Origin of the sequence: Providencia huaxiensis (genome assembly GCF_002843235.3) — a bacterium.
Taxonomy (GTDB): Bacteria; Pseudomonadota; Gammaproteobacteria; order Enterobacterales; family Enterobacteriaceae; genus Providencia; species Providencia huaxiensis.
In genome coordinates, this window is record NZ_CP031123.2 from 3,864,738 (window position 1) to 3,888,351 (window position 23,614).

The 23,614-nt window shown below is 42.1% G+C and carries 15 protein-coding genes, 2 rRNA genes and 1 pseudogene; 13 read left to right on the forward strand and 5 right to left on the reverse strand.

Annotation, left to right across the window (positions count from 1 at the left end):
• The first annotated feature begins 23 nt into the window (after nucleotides 1-23).
• From CYG50_RS19665 to CYG50_RS19680, 4 genes are all read left to right on the forward strand, one after another.
• Nucleotides 24-2,932, forward strand: a 23S ribosomal RNA gene (locus CYG50_RS19665).
• Between the two features lie 143 nt (nucleotides 2,933-3,075).
• Nucleotides 3,076-3,191 (forward strand): 5S ribosomal RNA (gene rrf, locus CYG50_RS19670).
• Between the two features lie 988 nt (nucleotides 3,192-4,179).
• Nucleotides 4,180-5,333, forward strand: a protein-coding gene (locus CYG50_RS19675) for an IS3 family transposase (protein WP_102140835.1) whose coding sequence is annotated in 2 segments (ribosomal slippage) — nucleotides 4,180-4,426 and nucleotides 4,426-5,333 — 1,155 coding nt in all. Because the reading frame shifts where the segments join, the coding sequence is not laid out codon by codon here.
• A 1,082-nt stretch (nucleotides 5,334-6,415) separates the two neighbouring features.
• Nucleotides 6,416-6,844 carry a hypothetical protein gene (locus CYG50_RS19680; RefSeq protein WP_168222872.1) on the forward strand — a complete coding sequence of 143 codons (429 nt, stop codon included), beginning with the start codon at nucleotides 6,416-6,418 and terminating at the stop codon, nucleotides 6,842-6,844.
• A gap of 267 nt (nucleotides 6,845-7,111) precedes the next feature.
• Here CYG50_RS19680 and actP read toward each other — a convergent pair whose 3' ends face one another.
• The 3 genes from actP to acs form a co-directional block, all read right to left on the reverse strand.
• Nucleotides 7,112-8,761, reverse strand: a complete 1,650-nt coding sequence (gene actP / locus CYG50_RS19685) for a cation/acetate symporter ActP (RefSeq protein ID WP_102140124.1) — start codon at nucleotides 8,759-8,761, stop codon at nucleotides 7,112-7,114.
• Entirely contained in the window at nucleotides 8,758-9,069 is a 312-nt protein-coding gene (locus tag CYG50_RS19690) for a DUF485 domain-containing protein (RefSeq protein ID WP_004906633.1), read from the reverse strand. Before CYG50_RS19690 ends, actP begins: the two co-directional genes overlap by 4 nt.
• 129 nt (nucleotides 9,070-9,198) lie before the next feature.
• Nucleotides 9,199-11,154: an acetate--CoA ligase gene (gene acs, locus CYG50_RS19695; protein ID WP_102140125.1), complete on the reverse strand. Its 1,956-nt coding sequence runs from the start codon at nucleotides 11,152-11,154 to the stop codon at nucleotides 9,199-9,201.
• 417 nt (nucleotides 11,155-11,571) lie between these two features.
• Here acs and sodA point away from each other — a divergent pair, with 417 nt between their 5' ends.
• Together sodA and yiiM are read left to right on the forward strand one after the other, a co-directional pair.
• Nucleotides 11,572-12,198 carry a superoxide dismutase [Mn] gene (sodA, locus tag CYG50_RS19700; protein WP_102140159.1) on the forward strand — a complete coding sequence of 209 codons (627 nt, stop codon included), beginning with the start codon at nucleotides 11,572-11,574 and terminating at the stop codon, nucleotides 12,196-12,198.
• Between the two features lie 137 nt (nucleotides 12,199-12,335).
• Complete coding sequence (yiiM, locus tag CYG50_RS19705; protein ID WP_102140126.1) at nucleotides 12,336-13,013, forward strand: 6-hydroxyaminopurine reductase; 678 nt, start codon at nucleotides 12,336-12,338, stop codon at nucleotides 13,011-13,013.
• 91 nt (nucleotides 13,014-13,104) lie between these two features.
• On the opposite strand, the gene CYG50_RS19710 is transcribed toward yiiM, so the two are convergent.
• The gene (locus CYG50_RS19710) at nucleotides 13,105-14,739 is read right to left on the reverse strand and encodes an ATP-binding cassette domain-containing protein (RefSeq protein ID WP_102140127.1); all 1,635 of its coding nucleotides are present in this window, start codon (nucleotides 14,737-14,739) and stop codon (nucleotides 13,105-13,107) included.
• Complete coding sequence (locus CYG50_RS19715; RefSeq protein WP_102140128.1) at nucleotides 14,732-16,417, reverse strand: ABC transporter ATP-binding protein; 1,686 nt, start codon at nucleotides 16,415-16,417, stop codon at nucleotides 14,732-14,734. Before CYG50_RS19715 ends, CYG50_RS19710 begins: the two co-directional genes overlap by 8 nt.
• 187 nt (nucleotides 16,418-16,604) lie before the next feature.
• On the opposite strand from CYG50_RS19715, the pseudogene CYG50_RS19720 reads away from it, so the two are divergent.
• The 7 genes and pseudogenes from CYG50_RS19720 to CYG50_RS19750 all read left to right on the forward strand — a co-directional run.
• Nucleotides 16,605-17,294 (forward strand): annotated as a pseudogene (locus CYG50_RS19720) (LysR family transcriptional regulator); the annotation flags it as partial.
• Between the two features lie 261 nt (nucleotides 17,295-17,555).
• The gene (locus tag CYG50_RS19725) at nucleotides 17,556-17,891 is read left to right on the forward strand and encodes a metalloregulator ArsR/SmtB family transcription factor (protein WP_042847035.1); all 336 of its coding nucleotides are present in this window, start codon (nucleotides 17,556-17,558) and stop codon (nucleotides 17,889-17,891) included.
• 47 nt (nucleotides 17,892-17,938) lie between these two features.
• Nucleotides 17,939-18,304: an arsenite efflux transporter metallochaperone ArsD gene (arsD, locus tag CYG50_RS19730; RefSeq protein ID WP_042847034.1), complete on the forward strand. Its 366-nt coding sequence runs from the start codon at nucleotides 17,939-17,941 to the stop codon at nucleotides 18,302-18,304.
• A gap of 13 nt (nucleotides 18,305-18,317) precedes the next feature.
• Nucleotides 18,318-20,069 carry an arsenical pump-driving ATPase gene (gene arsA / locus CYG50_RS19735; protein WP_102140129.1) on the forward strand — a complete coding sequence of 584 codons (1,752 nt, stop codon included), beginning with the start codon at nucleotides 18,318-18,320 and terminating at the stop codon, nucleotides 20,067-20,069.
• Nucleotides 20,070-20,124: 55 nt separating this feature from the next.
• The gene (locus tag CYG50_RS19740) at nucleotides 20,125-21,414 is read left to right on the forward strand and encodes an arsenic transporter (protein WP_042849114.1); all 1,290 of its coding nucleotides are present in this window, start codon (nucleotides 20,125-20,127) and stop codon (nucleotides 21,412-21,414) included.
• A 10-nt stretch (nucleotides 21,415-21,424) separates the two neighbouring features.
• Complete coding sequence (gene arsC / locus CYG50_RS19745) at nucleotides 21,425-21,850, forward strand: glutaredoxin-dependent arsenate reductase (protein ID WP_042849113.1); 426 nt, start codon at nucleotides 21,425-21,427, stop codon at nucleotides 21,848-21,850.
• A 283-nt stretch (nucleotides 21,851-22,133) separates the two neighbouring features.
• A complete protein-coding gene (locus tag CYG50_RS19750) occupies nucleotides 22,134-23,612 on the forward strand; it encodes a SulP family inorganic anion transporter (protein WP_042849112.1) in 1,479 nt (492 codons plus the stop codon).
• The last annotated feature ends 2 nt before the right edge of the window (nucleotides 23,613-23,614 follow it).

Genomic DNA, 23,614 nt, shown 5'->3' on the forward strand with positions numbered 1-23,614 from the left:
AAAAAGACACCTTCGGGTTGTGAGGTTAAGCGACTAAGCGTACACGGTGGATGCCTAGGCAATCAGAGGCGATGAAGGACGTGCTAATCTGCGATAAGCGTCGGTAAGGTGATATGAACCGTTACAACCGACGATTTCCGAATGGGGAAACCCAGTGCAATTCGTTGCACTATCGTTTGATGAATACATAGTCAAACGAAGCGAACCGGGGGAACTGAAACATCTCAGTACCCCGAGGAAAAGAAATCAACCGAGATTCCCCTAGTAGCGGCGAGCGAACGGGGAGCAGCCCAGAGTCTTAATCAGCATTAGCATCAGGAGAACGGTCTGGAAAGTCCGGCAGTAAAGGGTGATAGCCCCGTATCCGAAGGTGTTAGTGTTGTGAACTCGACGAGTAGGGCGGGACACGTGTTATCCTGTCTGAATATGGGGGGACCATCCTCCAAGGCTAAATACTCCTGATTGACCGATAGTGAACCAGTACCGTGAGGGAAAGGCGAAAAGAACCCCGGCGAGGGGAGTGAAATAGAACCTGAAACCGTGTACGTACAAGCAGTGGGAGCCTTGATTTATCAGGGTGACTGCGTACCTTTTGTATAATGGGTCAGCGACTTATATTCTGTAGCAAGGTTAACCGTATAGGGGAGCCGTAGGGAAACCGAGTCTTAACTGGGCGAATAAGTTGCAGGGTATAGACCCGAAACCCGGTGATCTAGCCATGGGCAGGTTGAAGGTTGGGTAACACTAACTGGAGGACCGAACCGACTAATGTTGAAAAATTAGCGGATGACTTGTGGCTGGGGGTGAAAGGCCAATCAAACCGGGAGATAGCTGGTTCTCCCCGAAAGCTATTTAGGTAGCGCCTCGTGAACTCATCTTCGGGGGTAGAGCACTGTTTCGACTAGGGGGTCATCCCGACTTACCAACTCGATGCAAACTACGAATACCGAAGAATGTTATCACGGGAGACACACGGCGGGTGCTAACGTTCGTCGTGAAGAGGGAAACAACCCAGACCGCCAGCTAAGGTCCCAAAGTCATAGTTAAGTGGGAAACGAAGTGGGAAGGCTCAGACAGCCAGGATGTTGGCTTAGAAGCAGCCATCATTTAAAGAAAGCGTAATAGCTCACTGGTCGAGTCGGCCTGCGCGGAAGATGTAACGGGGCTAAACTATGCACCGAAGCTGCGGCAGCGATATTTAGATATTGTTGGGTAGGGGAGCGTTCTGTAAGCCTGTGAAGGTGTACTGTGAGGTATGCTGGAGGTATCAGAAGTGCGAATGCTGACATAAGTAACGATAATGCGGGTGAAAAACCCGCACGCCGGAAGACCAAGGGTTCCTGTCCAACGTTAATCGGGGCAGGGTGAGTCGACCCCTAAGGCGAGGCAGAAATGCGTAGTCGATGGGAAACGGGTTAATATTCCCGTACTGGTGATAATTGCGATGGGGGGACGGAGAAGGCTAGGCTATCCGGGCGACGGTTGTCCCGGTTTAAGAATGTAGGCAGGTGAATTAGGCAAATCCGGTTCACTACATGCTGAGGTTCGATGACGAGTCACTACGGTGATGAAGTAGCTCATGCCCCGCTTCCAGGAAAAGCCTCTAAGCTCTAGATTATCATTAATCGTACCCCAAACCGACACAGGTGGTCAGGTAGAGAATACTCAGGCGCTTGAGAGAACTCGGGTGAAGGAACTAGGCAAAATGGTGCCGTAACTTCGGGAGAAGGCACGCTGGCGCTAGGTGAAGTCCCTCGCGGATGGAGCTGAAGCCAGTCGCAGATACCAGCTGGCTGCAACTGTTTATTAAAAACACAGCACTGTGCAAACACGAAAGTGGACGTATACGGTGTGACGCCTGCCCGGTGCTGGAAGGTTAATTGATGGGGTTATCCGTAAGGAGAAGCTCTTGATCGAAGCCCCAGTAAACGGCGGCCGTAACTATAACGGTCCTAAGGTAGCGAAATTCCTTGTCGGGTAAGTTCCGACCTGCACGAATGGCGTAATGATGGCCAGGCTGTCTCCACCCGAGACTCAGTGAAATTGAACTCGCTGTGAAGATGCAGTGTACCCGCGGCAAGACGGAAAGACCCCGTGAACCTTTACTATAGCTTGACACTGAACATTGAGCCTTGATGTGTAGGATAGGTGGGAGGCTTCGAAGCGTGGACGCCAGTCTGCGTGGAGCCAACCTTGAAATACCACCCTTTAATGTTTGATGTTCTAACGTTGCCCCATTATCTGGGGTGCGGACAGTGTCTGGTGGGTAGTTTGACTGGGGCGGTCTCCTCCCAAAGAGTAACGGAGGAGCACGAAGGTTGGCTAAGCATGGTCGGACATCATGCGGTTAGTGCAAAGGCATAAGCCAGCTTGACTGCGAGAGTGACGGCTCGAGCAGGTACGAAAGTAGGTCTTAGTGATCCGGTGGTTCTGAATGGAAGGGCCATCGCTCAACGGATAAAAGGTACTCCGGGGATAACAGGCTGATACCGCCCAAGAGTTCATATCGACGGCGGTGTTTGGCACCTCGATGTCGGCTCATCACATCCTGGGGCTGAAGTAGGTCCCAAGGGTACGGCTGTTCGCCGTTTAAAGTGGTACGCGAGCTGGGTTTAGAACGTCGTGAGACAGTTCGGTCCCTATCTGCCGTGGGCGTTGGAAGATTGAAAGGGGCTGCTCCTAGTACGAGAGGACCGGAGTGGACGCACCACTGGTGTTCGGGTTGTCATGCCAATGGCATTGCCCGGTAGCTAAGTGCGGAAGAGATAACCGCTGAAAGCATCTAAGCGGGAAACTTGCCTTGAGATGAGTCTTCCCTGACCCTTTAAGGGTCCTAAAGGAACGTTTAAGACTAAGACGTTGATAGGTTGGGTGTGTAAGCATAGCGATATGTTGAGCTAACCAATACTAATGAACCGTGAGGCTTAACCTGACAACACCGAAGGTGTTTTAGAGAGATTAAAGTTGATTCAATAAAAGTGAGAAGCCGAGAGGCGAAGGACACACAGCTTGTTTGAGATTGATGTTCTGGTTTAGTGCACGAAAGTGACATTAAACGGGAACAAATAGAATTTGTCTGGCGGCAATAGCGCGGTGGTCCCACCTGACCCCATGCCGAACTCAGCAGTGAAACGCCGTAGCGCCGATGGTAGTGTGGGGTCTCCCCATGTGAGAGTAGGGAACTGCCAGACATTAAATTAGTGAAGAAGCCACCCATTGGGTGGCTTTTTTGCGTTTAGGGATATCCCCGGTATTGTGCTACCGTGCTAATTATCTTGTGTTTTTTCTCTTTTCTTTTTTCTTTTTTTATTTCTTTATTCCTGTATTTCTTACGCTATTTCCCCTTCCCCTTTTCATCTCTTTGGCTTATGGGAAGCCATTAATACACCTTTACCGCTGATCGTGGTGAATAGAATTGTTGGAACTAAAGTAGTGAGTGACAACTCACAGGTTATTTTGTGGAAAAGAGAATTTTAAGAATGTCACGTGAGTATTATGGATTGGGTGCTTGTTCATCATGGTGATGAATGACATCATTTGAGTCAAAGTAGTAAGTAACAGCTCACGTATTTTTTAATTAAGTGCAGGTAAGTCAATAAAATTAAATGGATATAGTTTGTTGATAATTATCTATTACTCCAGAGAATGTAACTGCTTGAGCCAAAGTAGTAAGTAACAGCTCACGTATTTCTTAATTAAGCGTAAGTAAGTCAATAAAATTAGATGGATATAGTGAGTTGATAATTATCTATTACTCCAGGGAATGTAATCACTTGAGCTAAAGTAGTAAGTAACAACTCACGTGTTGAAGAGCGCGCGGAGATATAAGTGATGGCTGTGGGGTAAAAAGAGTTAAGAGAGTTAGGTTAAGCAATCGATAGGTGACTCTTAGTGGCATTGGCTCTGTGAATGAAAATTCTGGATATAAATTAGTGAGTAACAACTCGCTCATTTCTTAATTAATCGAAATTAAATTAATAAAATCAAATGGATATAGTGAGTTGGTGATTATCTATTAATGCAGAGAATGTAATCACTCGAGCCAAAGTAGTAAGTAACAGCTCACATGTTGAAGGGGACAGTGGTTGCTGGTGATGGTGGTGGGTTGACGGGTGATCTGATTTAATGGCACCGCACACTTTTGTGAAGGATAATTAGTCCAACAACAAAGGTGTGAAAATGACCCAACGAAGAAAACCTAGAAAATATACTGATGAGTTCAGAGAAGAAGCTGTAAAGCTAGTCACTGAACAAGGTTACAGTGTTACTGAAGCAGCCAAATCATTAGGCATAACAACTAAGCTGCTTTACAACTGGAAAGACAAACTAGCCAAGCAAACTTCAGGCGAAGCATTAAGCAAAGATGAGAGAGCTGAACTGGTTAAGCTCAGAAAAGAGAATAAACGCTTACAGATGGAGCGTGAGATCTTAAAAAAGGCGAGTGCCTTCTTTGCGAAAGAAATGAAATAAAGTTCGAATATATTAAAGAGCAGCAATGGCGCTTTCCAATTAGCGTTTTGTGCGAGGTTCTAGAAGTGAGTCGGTCAGCCTATTACGCATGGCTGAGGCGACCAGCCAAGATTATTAGTGTTGAAGAGTTAATGCTTTATCGTCGCATGAAGAGGTTATTTGATGATAGCCGCAGTAGTGCTGGTGCCAGAACCTTAATGAAGTTGCTACGCAAAGAAGGCTTTAAAATTGGTATTTGTCGGGTTAAGAGCTTGATGAAAAAGCTCGGTTTAGTCGTTAAACAGCGAGTGGCTTATAAAGTGACGACTATGCGCAAACATAGCCATGCGGTTGCTGATAACTTATTGAAGCGCCAATTCAATCCAGCCAGAGCAAATCAGGCGTGGGCGGGTGATATCACCTATCTAAGAACGCATCAAGGCTGGATGTACCTAGCTGTTGTGATGGATTTGCATTCTCGCCGTATTATTGGCTGGGCGTTGAGTAAACGCATGACGGTTGATTTAACCATGAGAGCGATGCAAATGGCTATCAACCTGCGTCAACCCAAAGCAGGCTTGATCTTCCATAGCGACAGAGGCTCACAATACACCAGTAAGCGTTTTCAATCATTGCTATGGAGCAATCGAATTACGCCATCAATGAGTGGTTGTGGAGCATGTTTAGATAATGCTGTGGTTGAAAGGTTTTTCGGCAGCTTGAAAAATGAATGGCTATTAAATGTTTACCATTTAACCAGAGAAAGCATGAAAACTGATGTAGAGAAATACATCAAATACTACAACTCAGTTCGGCTTCATACTTCATTAAATGATATGTCGCCAATTGAGTTTGAAAGTGTAAGGAAAAAGTGTGCGGCCTAGCTTGACCAGATCAGGGAGTTAGGAAGAGCAATGGAAGAAAAGCGGTTGTATTGGTGTGATGAATGGATGTTTTAGATACAAAGTAGTGAGTAACAGCTCACATGTTGAAGGGGACAGTGGTTGCTGGTGATGGTAGTGGGGTGACGGGAGCTAGGAGGAGCAATGGAAGAAAAGTAGTTGTATTGGTGTGATGAATGGATATTTTGGACGCAAAGTAGTGAATAACAACTCACAGGTTATTTTGTGGAAAAGAGAATCTTAATAATATCACGTGACTACTGTGGGCTGGGTGTTTTTCCATCACGGTGATGAATAACATCACTTGAGTCAAAGTAGTAAGTAACAGCTCACGTATTTCTTAATTAAGCGTAAGTAAGTCAATAAAATTAGATGGATATAGTGAGTTGATAATTATCTATTACTCCAGAGAATGTAATTGTTTGAGTCAAAGTAGTAAGTAACAGCTCACTTATTTCTTAATTAAGTGCAGGTAAGTCAATAAAATCAAACTCAGCTTTACAGTAAGGGCAATAGGGGGTGGGTTAGGTGAATTTATCTCTCCGAGTACAATTGCTGTGTGATTTGACTCTCTGCATGATAGGTAATTTATGATCTATTAAAAAAAATAATGACTTAACGAAACTATCTGACAGAATTGGCCTTAACCTGATCTGTAATATTTATAATCTTAATGGTTTTTATGGTGTTAATTAAGTGGCCCAAAGAAGTCATTTCTTGAACAATAAACTCATTAATATCAATAGATAAAAGTAAATTAATCAATTTTACTCATATGTAAGTTTACTATTTTGTTAGTTTATTTTTAATAAATAAGTGCTCGATTGTTTATTTTTTTATATAAAAATTGTTAAATTGATGTTTCAATTTCTTACATTTATACTGTGTTAAGTAGTTAATGGTATATCCAGCTATCATGTTACCGATGAAGTTTGCTTATAAGTGAAATTTTCAAAGGAAAGAAACTTACATCCCGATATGAAAGATAGGCCGGCTAAGCAAGTTATACCTTTTAATGGATGGTATTTCGTGTAAACAATATTTGTATAGCAAAGGTGGGTCATATGAATAAATCAAAAAGCGCTAATCATCGAATTTTCGACCAAATTATTTCTGTAAACAAACAGAAAGAAAATGAGTTTAATAATGGCCAAGATGGCGCAACGATTCTTTCTTTATTAGTGATGTTTTTTGTTCCTTTTTTACTGTTAAATGCGCTGAGAAATACCCTTGGCATTGACTATAGCTTTGCCACTGTCATTGGAATGCTCGCTATAAGTGGGTTTATTACCGCAGTGCTGTATAAAAAATTAAAACTGGGTTCCCAATTCGCAGATAAAAATATTGTATTAGACCAGCTACTTTCTCGTTACACGCCGAAAAACAAGCAAGAATTTAAAAAATTACAAGAAGAAAGAAAAACAAGTTCAGCGGAGTTTTATTCACTAGTAGAAAATTGGGCTGATGTAGAAAGACAACACTATGCAAGATAGTATCGAATAACGAAAACAAAAATAAGTTTTTTAATATTATTAATATCCTTCTTTTCTCTACATAGAAAGAAGGATTTTTTTTACACAAAACTTATGAGTAATAGGGGCAAATTATACTATCATTTCATTTATGTGAGTTCATTTAGCCTGTTGATTTATTAGATAAAATTAAGAAAATTAATGGTGAAACTAGTGTAGGCTTAAATAAACTATTAATAAAAAACGGCTCGATACACTGAGCCGTTTGGTGTGGCAATAAAGTTAGGTTTAGTGTGATTTACCCTGTTCAATACCTAGTCCAATTTGTGAACGAACAAATTGCTCTTTAAAGCGCTCTCTTTCCATTTTTCCTTGTTCTGAATTATCCGTCACCGAGAATAACCATGAAGCAATAAATGCAACAGCCATGGAGAAAAGTGCTGGATATTCATATGGATATATAGGTTTTTCATGATGAAGAATGCTAACCCAGATGGTTGGTCCTAAAATCATCAGGACAACTGCGGTAATTAAACCGAACCATCCACCAGCCAATGCACCGCGAGTTGTCAGCTTACGCCAGTACATCGACAGTAAAATGATTGGGAAGTTACAACTGGCAGCGATAGAGAAGGCTAAACCAACCATGAAGGCAATATTTTGTTTTTCAAACAAAATACCTAAACCAATCGCAACAAAACCTAAGATAACAACGGTAATTTTAGAGACACGTAATTCATCTTTTTCATCTGCTTTACCATTTTTCATTGCCATCGCATACAAGTCATGGGAAACCGCAGAGGCACCCGCTAGTGTTAAACCGGCAACAACAGCAAGGATGGTGGCAAAGGCAACCGCAGAAATAAAGCCTAAGAAGAAGTTACCACCGACGGCATCTGCAAGGTGAACAGCTGCCATATTTGTTCCACCGATAAGTGCTCCAGTTGCATCTTTAAATGCAGGATTGGAACTGACTAGAACGATGGCACCAAAACCAATAATAAAGGTTAATATGTAAAAATAACCAATAAAGCCAGTGGCATAGAACACACTTTTACGTGCTTCTTTTGCATCACTGACTGTGAAGAATCGCATAATTATGTGAGGGAGACCTGCAGTACCAAACATCAAAGCAAGACCAAGGGATAAGGCGGATATTGGGTCGGAAACCAGTCCTCCCGGGCTCATAATGGCAATACCATTTTTATGAACTTCAACCGCTTCTTTAAACAGAGTGTTAAAATTAAAGCCAACATGCTTCATAACCATAACGGCCATGAATGTTGCACCTGCTAATAACAAGATGGCTTTAATAATTTGCACCCAAGTTGTGGCTAACATTCCACCAAATAGGACATATAGCACCATCAAGATACCCACGATAACAACCGCGACGTGGTAATTGAGACCAAATAACAATTCAATCAATTTACCCGCGCCAACCATTTGAGCGATAAGGTACAGTGCAACAACAACTAGAGAGCCAACCGCAGATAGAATACGAATGGGCCTTTGTTTTAATCGATAAGAAGCGACATCAGCGAAGGTATAACGACCTAAATTACGTAAGCGCTCGGCAATTAAGAATAGAATGATCGGCCAGCCAATTAAGAAGCCAATTGAATAAATCAGGCCATCATAGCCAGAAGTATAAACCAGAGCAGAGATCCCTAAGAAGGACGCAGCAGACATAAAGTCGCCAGCGATAGCCATCCCGTTTTGGAAACCGGTAATTTTCCCGCCCGCAGTGTAGTAATCAGAGCGAGAACGCGTTCTTTTTGACGCCCAGTAGGTAATATACAAAGTGAAGCCGACAAACAGTAAGAACATCACAATAGCCTGAATATTCACAGGCTGGCGTTCAACATCCCCTGTCAATGCATCAGAAAACGCCATTGATGAGGTAAAAAAGAGAATGAGTGAGAGCAATATTTTCATTTTTCTACCTCTTTTAAAATTTCTGCGGTTAAACGGTCGTATTCACCGTTGGCTCGGATAACGTAAAGCCCAGTGAGTACAAATGAAATGACAATTAGGCCGACACCAACAGGGATCCCTCTTGTGATGTATGAACCTTCGGATATCGGTGTTCCTAGCCAGCTTGGGTCAAAAGCGATAAGAAAAATAAATCCAACATACAGCACGAGCGTTATTATTGATAACAACCATGAAAAGCGACTACGTTTCCTAACCAGTTCTTTAAAGCGAGGGTTATCCTCTACCTTTTCGTAAGCAGTAGCATTCATCAGAGTTCTCCTCTGTTATACTCGTCATACTTCAAGCTGCAGCATTGTTGACTGCACCTCGAATTATTTAGAGTAAACCATCTTGTTGGGATGTATGTAAGGCCGCCTCAATGAGTTGGCCTTTTAGCGTTATGACATACTCATAGACTGTTTTTCTTCGAGTAGTTTTTCGACAACACCTGGATCGGCCAGAGTGGAGGTATCTCCAAAATTACTGGTGTCCCCTGATGCAATTTTACGTAGGATACGACGCATGATTTTACCGGAGCGGGTTTTGGGTAGTGAATCCGTCCAGTGAAGAACATCTGGTGTAGCAATTGGGCCAATTTCTTTACGAACCCAATTACGAACTTCGGTGTATAGCTCTGGTGATGGCTCAACCCCAGATATTAATGTGACATAAGCGTAGATTGCTTGGCCTTTAATATTATGAGGAATACCGACCACAGCCGCTTCAGCCACTTTCGGATGTGCGACGAGGGCGGATTCTATTTCTGCCGTACCTAGACGGTGGCCCGAAATATTCAGTACATCGTCAACACGGCCGGTAATCCAATAGTAACCATCTTCATCACGACGAGCACCATCACCGCTAAAGTACATGCCTTTAAAGGTTGAGAAATAGGTTTGCTCGAAACGTTCGTGATCGCCAAATAAGGTTCGGGCTTGACCCGGCCATGAATCAACAATCACTAAGTTACCTTCTGTGGCGCCTTCTATAGGTTCACCAAGGTTATCAACTAACGCAGGGCGAACACCGAAGAATGGCAATGTTGCAGACCCCGGTTTTAACATAGTTGCTCCCGGGAGCGGTGTGATCATGAAACCACCCGTTTCCGTTTGCCACCAGGTATCAACCACTGGACAACGGCTATTACCAATTTTTTTATAGAACCATTCCCAAGCTTCAGGGTTAATGGGTTCCCCCACGGAGCCGAGAATTCGTAATGAGCTGCGGTCAGTACCTTCAATGGCTTTATCGCCTTCAGCCATTAATGCGCGGATGGCGGTTGGCGCAGTATAAAGGATATTGACTTGGTGTTTATCAACCACCTGGCTCATTCGGTTAACTGATGGGTAATTAGGTACCCCTTCGAACATTAATGTTTTAGCGCCATTGGATAATGGCCCATATAACAAATAACTATGGCCTGTTACCCAGCCGACATCAGCAGTACACCAATAGACTTCACCCGGATGGTAGTCGAAGGTGTACTTGAATGTCAGTGTGGCATAAACCAAATAACCGCCAGTGGTATGCAGAACGCCTTTTGGCTTACCTGTAGAACCCGAGGTGTACAGGATAAAGAGCGGGTCTTCTGCGTTGATTTCTTCAGGAGGGCAGTCTGCACTGACCCCTTTGATGACGTCGTGCCACCAGAGATCACGGCCTTCTACCCAGCTCGGTGCGTTACCTGTGCGTTGGTAAACAATCACATGAGAAACCGTAGTGACTTGCGGATTAGCGAGTGCGTCATCCACATTTTTCTTTAATGGAATTGCACGGCCGGCACGTAAGCCTTCATCTGCGGTGATGATGAGCTTCGCTTTACAGTCAATAACGCGACCAGAGACTGCTTCAGGGGAGAAACCAGCAAAAATGACCGTATGTATCGCGCCAATACGGGCACAGGCTAGCATCGCGACAGCTGCTTCAACAACCATAGGCATGTAAATGGCGACAACATCGCCTTTACGAATACCTTGTTGTTTCAGGACATTAGCAAACTGACATACATCATGGTGCAGTTCGCGGTAAGTAACATTTTTTGACGATAAAGGGTCATCGCCTTCCCAAATAATCGCTGTTTGGTCACCTTTTTCAGCCAGATGGCGATCTAAACAGTTAGCACTTAAATTTAATGTACCGTCTTCAAACCAGCGGATATCAATATGGCCGGGGTCGAAAGAGGTGTTCTTGACACGAGTGTAAGGTTTAATCCAATCAACGATTTTTCCTTTTTCGACCCAAAATCCTTCAGGGTCTTGAATCGAGCGTTGGTACTCATCGTTATACTGTTGTTCGTTTATCAGGGCATTTTTTGCAATTTCAGCAGGAACGGGATGTTTAGTTATTTGAGTCATATTATTATCTCCTTGCAGATGTTAATACTATGTCAAAAAATGGTTAACTAAAGCACGAATTTTAAATTTGTTTTTCTTTTGCGCGGAAGATCACGTATTAATTGTAATGAGATTTGCAGGATTATCATTTGATGCTAAATATCAAATTAAAATATAACACTAAAAATATAACAAAAGGTAGATTTAAAGAAAAATAAAAGGTGGGGTTATTGGTATTAGTTACTGAATAAACGAGCTCTCATAGCGAATATAAATATCCATATGTTTACTGTGGGTTTGATAATGATTTTCATTAACAGTAAAATAACTATAATAGATAGTAATTCACAAGGTGCGAAGTTACGCAAGTGTTTACCCTATGAGCCTTGTGGTAAAAATGAGAAACATAGCGGTATTTACGTCACTGGAGACAATAATATGAGTTATACATTACCTGCTTTACCTTATGCTTATGATGCATTGGAACCACACTTTGACAAGCAAACCATGGAAATCCACCATACTAAGCATCATCAAACCTATGTGACTAACACCAATACAGCGTTAGAAAAACTGCCTGAATTAGCGGGTTTAGATATCGATGTTCTGATCCAAAAATTAGACCAAATCCCTGCTGATCAACGCACGTTTGTCCGTAATAACGCGGGTGGACATTCAAATCACAGCATGTTCTGGAAAGGTTTGAAATTAAATACTGAATTAAAAGGCGAACTGAAAGCTGCGATTGAACGTGATTTCGGTAGCGTTGATGCATTTAAAGAACTGTTTGAAAAAGCCGCTGCAACCCGTTTCGGTTCTGGCTGGGCGTGGCTGGTTCTGAAAGATGACGGTAAATTAGCTGTTGTTTCAACAGCGAACCAAGACAACCCATTAATGGGTGAGGCTATTTCAGGCGCATCTGGTTACCCAATCATCGGTTTAGATGTATGGGAACACGCTTATTATCTGAAATTCCAAAACCGCCGCCCTGATTATATTAAAGCATTCTGGTCAGTTGTGAACTGGGATGAAGCTGCGGCACGTTTTGCAGCAAAAGCTAAATAATTTTATAAGATAATTTATTTACCATAAGCGTAGCGTTAATGCTGCGCTTTTTTATTTATACCCCACCCGATTGTTATCTCTATTGGCATTCTTTATGATGAAGGTTCCGTTACCAATTTATGTGGAGAGCGCCGCCCATGTTATTCCTACCCCAAGTCTTTATCGGTAAAGTCCAAGCAACACAGTCCTGTGGGCACAGTGCTATTCATAAGCAGGCTGCCGATGGGTTATTGATGTTAGGGCAATTAGGGCTTGAGGGGGATGAACAAGCTGAAAAACGCTTTCATGGCGGGCCTGATAGAGCTCTTTGCCATTATCCACGTGACCATTATGACTTTTGGGCTAGTGCGTATCCAGATTTAGCGGATTTATTTATTGCCTCCGCATTTGGAGAAAATATATCAACGCTGGGTATGACAGAAGAAAACGTATTTATTGGGGATATTTTTGCTTGGGGTGATGCGCGTATTCAGGTCACGCAACCTCGTTCCCCTTGTTATAAGCTCAATGGGTTAACGGGAATTGAAAATTTTGCACAGATGATGCAAGACAATGGGCGCTGTGGTTGGCTGTACCGTGTGATAAAAACAGGTAATGTTAGTGAAAATGCGCCATTAACATTATTGAGCCGCAATAGTGATATCTCGGTACAAGAAGCCATTATGATTGCATTTCACGCCCCTTATGATGAAGAGTTATATCAGCGCCTTTTAAGCGCAGCAGGGTTATCTGCAAGTTGGAGCTTAACCATGCAAAACCGTTTAGATAACCACCGAATTGAAGAGTTTAAGCACCGTCTGTTTGGTAAGCGTTAATCACCAGTGAAAAGCCATTGTGCGCTTATAGCAAAGGGAGTATTTAGCCATAAGCGCTTGCTAGCAATATAACGTGCGATACTAAGAATGCCTATGTCTTAGGCGTTTGTTGTATAAACTGTTGGTACCACGGGATATTCGCCATTAATTCGGGATGTGTCCCCTGAGCGATCACGTTCCCGTTCTCCATATACACAATAGAGTCTGCTTGGCGTGCAAGATTGGGCAGGTGGGTGACGATGACCCGTGTTTGCTGTTTGGCTTGAGTTATAAGGTCAATCACTGAGGCGGTATTGACGTTATCAAGGCTTGCCGTTGGTTCATCCATTAAAATGATGTCAGGGTGCTGTAGCATTAGCCTCGCAATACACAGTCGTTGCCTTTGGCCGCCAGAAAGTTGCATACCACCGGCACCAACCTCTTTCTCTAAGAACTCATGATTGGCTGTAAAATTAAGTTGTGTCAGTAATGTGCTGATAGCCCGGTCATCAATATTATCATCATCAAGTATCAAGTTTTGGCGTACGCTACCGTAAAATAAACGGCTGTCTTGTAGTAAGATCCCCCGGCTAGCGCACAACACTGCTTGTGATAGGGTTTTAATATTTTGACTACCATAATTCACACAGCCCTGTGTTGGGTCTTGTAAGCGAGCAAGCAAGCCTAATAATGTACTTTTCCCTGCTCCTGATGGGCCTACAATGACAGTAAGCGTATGTTCCTTAAAAGTAAGGTTTATATTTTGCAGAATGCATTTTTTATTATCACTGTAAAATGATAATTGTTCACAGCTAACGCTATTGATGGTGGGCGCTGATGTACGATAAGGAAACACCAACACTGGAGTCTGCAAGGCTTTCTCGATTTGTTGAACTGCTTTTTTCATCTGTCTAATTGATTGGTCTAAATGAGAAAGCAGCCACATAGGTTCAATTAAGCGAGCTAATAAAACTAACCCTGCTAGCCACATATTTAGTGGCATCTTTGCATGATCAACTAAATAAATACAGAATCCAAAGAGCGTAATAAACGCAGTTTGCACCATCAATGAAAATAATAAGTGAAATGGCAAACTTCTTCGTTGTAGTTGTTTTTGAGTTTGATATTGGGACGCTAAGGCAAGTTTAGGGTGCAGTTGCTCATGGTGAGCACTTGAGCGACGAATTAATGGCTGGTGGAGGGCATATTGGTTGAGTGCACTCACTGCTTGTTGTTCTGACTCATGAACGGCTTGCTCAAAAAAAGCAACTTTAGTGGCGGAAAAACGTAAGGATATTAATAAAATACTGATTATAAATAGTAAAATGGCACCAAAACTACTTTGATAAATTAAAGCACCAATCACGATAGTGCAGGGTGTTACTAACCCACTGATAATTGGGTGTAATAAATGTGCGGGCACAGACATAACTTGTGAAACAGGCCCTGAAATTAGCTGATTACTGTTTGATATGGGTTGTAATGAAAGCGGCAGATGGCGAATAAGTGCCGTGGCAAGATAACGCATCACTAATCCCCCAGCAAAATAGCCTTTTTGAGTGGCGATAAATGTTACGGCTAATGCAGATAAACTAGAAAGAGCGAAAAGGGTTAATGGTACTGTGGTATGAAGGTGCCAATCTAAAATAACAACAAATAAAAATAACCCGCTAACGCCCTCTAAAACAGCGCTTAGCGTCATCCAAAATATGGCATTACGTACTGTGTACAATAAACGCTTAAGCACAGTCATCCTCCAGAGCGCGTAAAAGTTGCTGATAGGGTTCTGACTGCATTGAAAGTTGTTGATGCGAGCCTTGTGCGATTAATTTCCCGCTGTCTAACAGCAATACGCGATCTACTAGACCCAAGCCACTTAAGTCATGGGTAATTAATACACAGGTTCGTGGTTCGGTATGCAATAAATTCAGAACCCGTTGTGCATTTTGTGGGTCAAGCGCGGATGTTGGCTCATCAAGCAGTAATAAAGGCGCTGGTGATAGCAGCGCACGTGCAATGGCAAGGCGTTGAGCTTCCCCACCGGACAGCTGCATATCTTGTTCTATTACGGCATCCAGCCCTTTAGGTTGTTGTTTCACAATCGATAATAAGTTGAGAGCATCAAGATAACGGTACATTTCATCTTCAGTGGCATTTGGGGCAAACAACTGTAGATTTTCACGTACAGAACAAGGTAAGGGCGGGGTGTTTTGCATGACGATGGAAACCGTACGGTTCAAACTGGTTAATGATAGCTGTGGTAATGGAACCGAGTTAAAGAGCACATTTCCTACTGTTGGGTCTAAAAAGCGCGCCATAAGCTGTAATAAAATACTCTTCCCCGCACCTGATGCCCCGACTATAGCCATAAATTCGTTGGGAGCAACGGTGATGTTAATATTCGATAATATTGGGTTATTACCTATTTTAACGTCAACTTGAACAAGTTTGAGCTCACCTTGGGACGTGCTAACGTCTTTTTCTCCGTAATGCATATCTGGTTCAGCGAGAAGTTGGTGAATACGCTCTGATGCATTGACAGCAAGGTTTAAGGCGTCTGCGCCATGCCCCATTGCTGCAACAGGTGCAGCGATACTGCTAATTAATAGAATGAATAAAATCACTTGAGCAAGAGGCACGGGCTCAGGTAGTAATGAAACCCCTACAATAACCCATAATGAAAGCAATGTGCTGCTGATACCGACTTGGGTCAGTGAGCTCAAGGCGCCTATTTTGCTTATCCATCGATGAAAGGCGATTTCAAATTGAGATAAAGCTTGTGATGCTTTTTTTTGAATTGATTGGTTGGGGTATTGCCTAGCTTGTAGGGGGTTATCTGCGAGTTCCGCGTATTGTTCATATAGCAAGCCCATCGCCTGATTACGTGAGGTGTAGAGTGCCTGATAGCGTACAGAACGCATTTGTCTAAATAAAAAAATAGAGGCAATTAATGGCATTAAGCAAAAAAGGGTGAGCAGTACATTTTGCCATAATAGAATAAGAGTGGCTGCTGTGGGGACGATAATTAGTTTTGTGATATCTGCGGGGGCGTGAGCGGTTAATTGATGCAACCCACGCACATCACGATCCGCTATTTGCAATAAACCATCTCTACCGTGTTGGGTAAAGTGATTTAGTGGGAGTTTTTCTATTTTATCAATAAGTTGTAGTCTAACGTGGTAGCAGAGGTGGTTATCCGTTTGATGTGTTAAATACAAAGCAAGAGTTTGGCAAATTAGCCAACTTACACCACCAATGGACGCAATAACGACCCACTCATAATATTGATGAACGGGTGCGGCAGCAACTTGGCTAATTGCTATTAATGGAATGAGTGAACAGAGGCCTGCAATAGCTTGTAAAATAAGTGCAAATAATAATGTGAAGCGATAGGGACAAAGTTGTTCCCAAAGTGCGCGGTACATGCGAAACCTCCATTGCGAATCCATCACTTTAATTTATTTCGCTTTGTTATCGTGAATTAGTTGTTTTGCTTGCCAGACTATTTGTTTTGTTTGCAGGCTTTAATTAGCCGTATTCATTTTTAAAGCGCTTTTTTGGGGTTTTTAGTAAGATGGTGATATTGCGATTGGGAATGTTAAGGGGCGTGAGATGCAATATGATTTAAACGATCTCTACTATTTTGTGAAAGTTGTCGAATATGGTGGTTTTTCACAAGCGGGTCTGGCGCTAGGGATCCCTAAGTCTAAATTAAGTCGTCGCATCGCAGAATTAGAACAAAAGTTAAATGTTTCATTGATTTATCGTTCTACTCGCCAGTTTCATGTCACAGAAGTAGGGCAAGTATTTTATCAGCAGTGTAAAAATGTGGTTGATGAAGCTGAAATTGCTCATGAATTGATATGTTCTGTTCAGTCTCACCCTAAAGGGATAATTAAATTATCGTGCCCCGTCGCGCTATTGCAAGTTTATCTCAATGAATTACTTGTTAATTTTATGGTGCAATATCCTGATATCGACATTCAAATTTTAGCAGTTAACCGACCTGTTGATGTGATCAGTGAAGGGTTAGATTTAGCTATTCGCGTGCGCTCATTACCACTGGATGATTCAGGCTTAATGATGAAGGTACTTGGGTATTCACGACGTATATTAGTGGCTAGCCCACAATTATTCACAGAGCGGGGTGAACTTACTGAACCAGAAAAGCTGGTGGATTACCCAATGTTAGCGAATACGGAGCACTCACAAAATTACACGTTAACCCTTAAAAATAGTGATGATCTTAGTTTTACGCAGCATTTTACCCCCAAGTTAGCGACAACCGATATCTTAACGTTATAGGGGTTGTGTGCCCATTTCATCGAAAAGTCCAAAGTTTGCTCCTAGCCCTGTAATATCAAGGGCTACAGATAGTGTGTTATACGACAGTATTAACACTTGATACTATTACATTGAAAAATTAAAGGTTCTAATTTCCTCAGTAAGGAATTATCAATAAATAAAGATAGCGTTCGTTTAGATAATTCATAGGCCAATATATATGTTTTGACGAATGTATTTCCTTGGTATATCTTACACACATTAAATATAGGAGAAAGTATGGAACCACTACTGCTGTTTAAAATTTTAGCCGACCAAACCAGACTGGATATCGTGCTACTGCTAAAAGCATCTGGTGAACTGTGTGTTTGCGACATCTATACGGCCTTGAATTTATCGCAACCAAAGACTTCTCGACATCTAGCAATGCTTAGAGAGTCGGGTCTTTTGCTCGATTCAAAACATGGTAAATGGGTTCATTATCGATTATCTCCAGCATTACTACCGTGGGTGAAAAGTATCATTGATGTCACCTATGCCACAGAGAAAAATAGAGTTGCAGATTTACTCAAAAGCTTAGAGACAAAAGAACCTGCGAGTAGCTGTTCTATATAAAAATTTTTAAGTTAACATATTCGAAAAAACATATATAAGGTTGAGATATGAAAAAATTAGAAGTATTTGATCCCGCATTATGCTGTAGCACTGGTGTTTGCGGAACCGAAGTCGATCAAGCATTGGTAGACTTCGCAACAGATGTGGATTGGTTAAAAAAACAAGGGGCAAGTATAAGGCGTTTTAATTTAGCGCAAGAGCCTATGGAGTTCGTTAACAACACAAAAGCAAAAACATTTTTGGAAACCGCAGGCGCCGAGTCACTTCCACTATTGATTCTTGATGGTGAGATTGTGCTGACTGGTCGATACCCAAAACGACATGAGCTAGCAAGATGGTTTGGTATTCGGCCGAATATTGAAAAAGCCGAAATTGTTAAATCGTGTTGTGGTAATGGTAAAACGTGTTGTTAACAGGAGCAATAAAATGAAATTTTTAGATAACACACCTAATTATTTATTTTTTACTGGAAAAGGTGGTGTGGGTAAAACTTCTATTTCTTGTGCGACCGCAATTAAGTTGGCTGAAAAAGGGAAAAAAGTCTTACTGGTGAGCACTGATCCAGCTTCTAACGTTGGGCAAGTATTCTCTCAATCGATAGGCAACAATATTAAGCCAATAACATGGGTTCCAAATTTATTTGCTATTGAAATAGACCCTCAAGCTGCCGCTGAAGAATATCGAAACAAAATTATTAATCCAATCAAAGAAAGTTTACCTGAAGCGGTAATTCAAAGTATTACGGAACAGCTATCAGGTGCCTGTACCACAGAGATTGCAGCTTTCGATGAATTTACTGGGTTGTTAACCAATACCGAAATTACAAAGCAATTTGACTATATCATTTTTGATACCGCACCAACGGGGCATACCATCCGTTTATTACAACTCCCGAGTGCATGGAGTGATTTTATTACTGATAATCCTGATGGTGCGTCATGTTTAGGGCCAATGTCTGGTCTTGATAAACAACGTGAACAGTACAGCATGGCGGTGGAAGCGTTGAGTGATAAATCACTAACAAGGTTAGTATTAGTTGCACGACCTCAATCAGCGGCATTGAGAGAGGTTGCGAGAACCTATAGCGAGTTGTCATCTCTGGGTATCAGAAATCAGCAATTAATTGTCAATGGTGTTTTCCCTGAAACGGCGGTGACTGAAAATGATAAGTTATCCCATGCGCTCTACTCTCGTGAACAAGCGGCATTAGCATCTATGCCTGAAGCACTACGCTCGTTACCTGTCGATATTATTTATTTACAAAATATCAATATGGTGGGTGTCGATGCACTGAAGCAGTTGTTATCTAATGAGATGCCACAAATTCCAACTATTACCCCGACAAAACAACCTATTTCTTTACCCACCTTGTCAGAACTGGTTGGCGAAATATCTCAGCAACAGCATGGGCTGATTATGTTAATGGGCAAAGGTGGTGTAGGGAAAACAACGATTGCGGCATCAATCGCGGTTAAATTGGCAGAAAAAGGGCTTGATGTACATCTGACTACATCCGATCCAGCCGCGCATATTGAATCAACCCTCGATGGTGTTTTACCGAATCTTCAAGTTAGCCGAATTGACCCTATCGCTGAAACTGAACGTTATCGTCATTATGTCTTAGAAACAAAAGGGAAAGATTTAGATGCAGAGGGGCGCGCATTACTTGAGGAAGATTTGCGCTCTCCTTGTACTGAAGAAATTGCGGTATTCCAGGCTTTTTCTCGCATCATTAGAGACGCGGGTAAACGTTTTGTCGTCATGGATACTGCGCCGACTGGGCATACATTATTACTTCTGGATGCAACAGGGGCATACCATAAAGAAATTGCTAAGAATATGGGTGAAAAAGGCCACTATTTAACGCCGATGATGCAATTACAAGATCCTGAACGCACCAAAGTCATTATTACGACACTCGCTGAAACAACGCCTGTGCTTGAGGCGGAAAATTTGCAAAATGATTTAATACGGGCAGACATACATCCGTGGGCGTGGGTAATCAATAACAGTCTATCTATCACGGAAACAACCTCACCATTGTTACTTTCAAGAGCAGAACAGGAAGTCGCTCAGATTGAAAAGGTGACATCAACATTGGCAAAACGTGTTGCTATTGTTCCTTTGCTTGAAACAGAGCCTGTGGGGATATCTGCATTAAGTCAGCTCGCAGAATAAGTTTTATTTTCTAAAAATAAAAGGTGCGGAAAAGCACCTTTTAAATGAGGTTGTTATGTTTATTGCCGCATTCATTTTTATTTTAACGATCACCTTTGTTATTTGGCAGCCCAAAGGACTGGGTATTGGCTGGAGTGCTACAGCAGGGGCTGTATTGGCACTGATCTTTGGTGTGATCAGTTTTCAAGACATCCCGATTGTTTGGAACATTGTTTGGAATGCCACGGCGACATTTGTCGCCGTAATTATCATTAGCCTACTTTTAGATGAAAGTGGTTTCTTTGAATGGGCGGCATTACATGTTGCCAAGTGGGGCGGGGGTAAAGGAAAACTGTTATTCAGTTATATCGTGTTACTTGGTGCAACGGTTGCGGCCTTATTTGCCAATGATGGCGCAGCATTGATATTAACGCCCATTGTGATTGCGATGTTATTGGCACTTGGTTTCAACAAAGGCACGACATTAGCCTTTGTCATGGCTGCCGGGTTTATTGCAGATACGGCGAGCTTGCCGCTGATTGTTTCGAACCTCGTGAATATCGTTTCTGCGGACTTCTTTAATATTGGATTTACTGAATATGCATCGATTATGGTCCCAGTGGATATTGCAGCAATTATTGCAACATTAGCGATGCTGCATTGGTTTTTCCGCAAAGATATTCCTAAACAATATGATGTTACCAAACTGAGTGAACCGACTTTAGCCATTAAGGACATGACAACGTTTAAAGCAGGTTGGCTGGTATTGGTACTGCTACTTATTGGTTTCTTTGTCTTAGAACCATTAGGTCTTCCAGTGAGTGCAATTGCGGCTATTGGCGCCTTAATTCTTTGGGTGATTGCAGCCAGAGGCCATACGATTAATACCCAAAAAGTATTACGTGGCGCACCGTGGCAAATCGTCATTTTCTCTTTAGGTATGTACTTGGTTGTTTATGGTTTAAGAAATGCAGGGTTAACCGATTATCTTTCTGAAACGCTCAATTACCTTGCAGACAAAGGGTTATGGGCAGCAACAATTGGTACGGGATTTATAACTGCATTTTTATCCTCAATAATGAATAATATGCCAACGGTATTAATTGGTGCTTTATCCATTGAAGGGAGTGAAGCGTCAGGGCTAATTCAACAAGCAATGGTTTATGCCAATGTGATTGGTGCCGATTTGGGGCCTAAGATTACACCTATAGGGAGTTTGGCGACGTTGCTGTGGCTGCATGTTTTATCACAAAAGAACATGAGCATTACATGGGGATACTATTTTAAAACAGGGATCATCATGACACTCCCTGTACTTACCGTCACTCTCGTTGCTTTAGTGCTTCGACTTTCACTGTTAAATTAAGGCTAACCGAATGAATGAAATTACCATTTATCACAATCCAAATTGTGGCACTTCACGCAATACGCTTGCTATGATCCGCAATAGCGGCGTTGAGCCAACGATTATTTATTATTTAGAAACACCGCCGACTAAAGATATGTTAGTACAACTTATTGCTGATATGAATATCACGGTAAGGGCGTTACTACGAAAAAATGTTGAACCGTATGAACAATTAGCTTTAGAAAATGATATTTATACCGATGACCAACTGATTGATTTTATGTTGCAGTACCCAATACTGATTAATAGACCCATTGTTGTTACGCCAATAGGAACTAAACTTTGCCGACCTTCAGAAGTCGTATTGGATATATTACCTCATCCGCAACAACGTGAATTTATCAAAGAAGATGGTGAGGTTATTGTTGATAAACAAGGCATTAGAGTAAAGTAAATCACTGACGATATTTATCATGATGAGCGTACCGATGTATGGCATCAGTACGCTCATGTTAATCCGGTACTTGCTTAAGGTCGTTGATATTGGTATTTTAAAAAAATATACTATTCATAGGAACAGCTGATCATATTATGCGCCTTACTCCACCCTGAGATACCCCCTTCCTTTTAGGTTGATACTAAATCAGCCAATTTCCACATCCCTTCTTTGGGATAATTTCGTTTATTTAAAATATACTCTCCCATCTTGGGATTGATAGATTACAAGGTAGTCTAATATGCTTTTGTCCTCCTCTCGTCAGGACTGGCTGGGTAACATCCGTGGGGATGTCCTAGCCGGTATTGTTGTTGCTTTAGCGTTAATTCCTGAAGCCATCGCATTTTCAATTATTGCAGGCGTCGACCCCAAAGTTGGGTTATACGCCGCATTTTCTATTGCGGTAATTATCGCTTTTATCGGGGGGCGCCCCGGCATGATTTCATCGGCAACTGGTGCAATGGCACTTTTAATGGTCGTTCTGGTGAAAGAACATGGCCTTCAGTACCTATTAGCTGCGACGGTATTAACCGGGATATTTCAAGTTATCGCAGGATATTTAAAGCTCGGTAATTTAATGCGATTTGTTTCACGTTCGGTGGTAACGGGATTTGTTAATGCGCTGGCTATCTTGATTTTTTTAGCGCAACTCCCTGAATTAACCAATGTGAGTTGGCATGTTTATGCAATGACCGCGGCAGGCTTAGGGATTATCTATCTGTTTCCATTAGTCAATAAAACCATTCCGTCTCCATTAGTGTGTATTGTTGTATTAACGATAATTTCAATATGGCTTGGTCTTGATATCCGAACGGTTGGTGATATGGGCGTTCTGCCTGACAGTTTGCCTATCTTTCTTTTGCCCGATATTCCCTTGAATATTGAAACGCTACTTATCATATTACCCTACTCATTAGCGCTTGCTGTTGTTGGCTTATTGGAATCAATGATGACTGCAACGATTGTGGATGATTTGACGGATACAACCAGTGATAAAAATCGAGAATGTAAAGGGCAAGGCATTGCCAATATAGCCACTGCATTTATTGGCGGGATGGCAGGATGTGCGATGATCGGTCAATCCATTATCAATATAAAATCGGGTGGCCGAGGTCGATTATCGACACTGGTTGCGGGTGTTGTTTTATTACTAATGGTGGTTTTTCTTAATGATTGGGTATCAAAAATCCCTATGGCGGCGTTAGTTGCTGTGATGATTATGGTGTCAATTGGGACCTTTTCTTGGCAATCCCTTGCCGATATACGAGTCCATCCGCTATCGACCAGCATCGTTATGATAGCCACCGTCATTGTTGTCGTTTGGACCCATAATCTGGCTTACGGGGTACTTGTCGGGGTGCTCATCGCAGCGCTTAATTTTGCCAATAAAGTCGCGAGATACATGACAGTTACATCAAGACTAGACAGAAAGGTACGTCATTATGAAGTTCGGGGACAAATTTTCTTTGCCACATCGGAACGCTTTGTTAATGTCTTTGATTTTAAAGAAGACATTGATAAAGCGATTATTGATGTGAATCATGCTCATTTTTGGGATATCACTTCCGTCAGCGCGTTAGATAAAGTGGTGATTAAGTTTCGACGTGAAGGCATTGATATTGAAATTAAGGGGATGAATGAAGCCACTGCAACGTTGGTTGATAAGTTTGGTATTCATGACGACCCGGAAAAAATTGAAAAATTCATGGGAGGTCATTAATT

Bases quoted from the DNA above. Each gene is read 5' to 3' on its own strand.
- CYG50_RS19680 (WP_168222872.1), top strand. From the start codon at position 6,416: ATGAATAAATCAAAAAGCGCTAATCATCGAATTTTCGACCAAATTATT.
- actP (WP_102140124.1), bottom strand. From the start codon at position 8,761: ATGAAAATATTGCTCTCACTCATTCTCTTTTTTACCTCATCAATGGCG.
- CYG50_RS19690 (WP_004906633.1), bottom strand. From the start codon at position 9,069: ATGAATGCTACTGCTTACGAAAAGGTAGAGGATAACCCTCGCTTTAAA.
- acs (WP_102140125.1), bottom strand. From the start codon at position 11,154: ATGACTCAAATAACTAAACATCCCGTTCCTGCTGAAATTGCAAAAAAT.
- sodA (WP_102140159.1), top strand. From the start codon at position 11,572: ATGAGTTATACATTACCTGCTTTACCTTATGCTTATGATGCATTGGAA.
- yiiM (WP_102140126.1), top strand. From the start codon at position 12,336: ATGTTATTCCTACCCCAAGTCTTTATCGGTAAAGTCCAAGCAACACAG.
- CYG50_RS19715 (WP_102140128.1), bottom strand. From the start codon at position 16,417: ATGTACCGCGCACTTTGGGAACAACTTTGTCCCTATCGCTTCACATTA.
- CYG50_RS19725 (WP_042847035.1), top strand. From the start codon at position 17,556: ATGGAACCACTACTGCTGTTTAAAATTTTAGCCGACCAAACCAGACTG.
- arsD (WP_042847034.1), top strand. From the start codon at position 17,939: ATGAAAAAATTAGAAGTATTTGATCCCGCATTATGCTGTAGCACTGGT.
- arsA (WP_102140129.1), top strand. From the start codon at position 18,318: ATGAAATTTTTAGATAACACACCTAATTATTTATTTTTTACTGGAAAA.
- CYG50_RS19740 (WP_042849114.1), top strand. From the start codon at position 20,125: ATGTTTATTGCCGCATTCATTTTTATTTTAACGATCACCTTTGTTATT.
- arsC (WP_042849113.1), top strand. From the start codon at position 21,425: ATGAATGAAATTACCATTTATCACAATCCAAATTGTGGCACTTCACGC.
- CYG50_RS19750 (WP_042849112.1), top strand. From the start codon at position 22,134: ATGCTTTTGTCCTCCTCTCGTCAGGACTGGCTGGGTAACATCCGTGGG.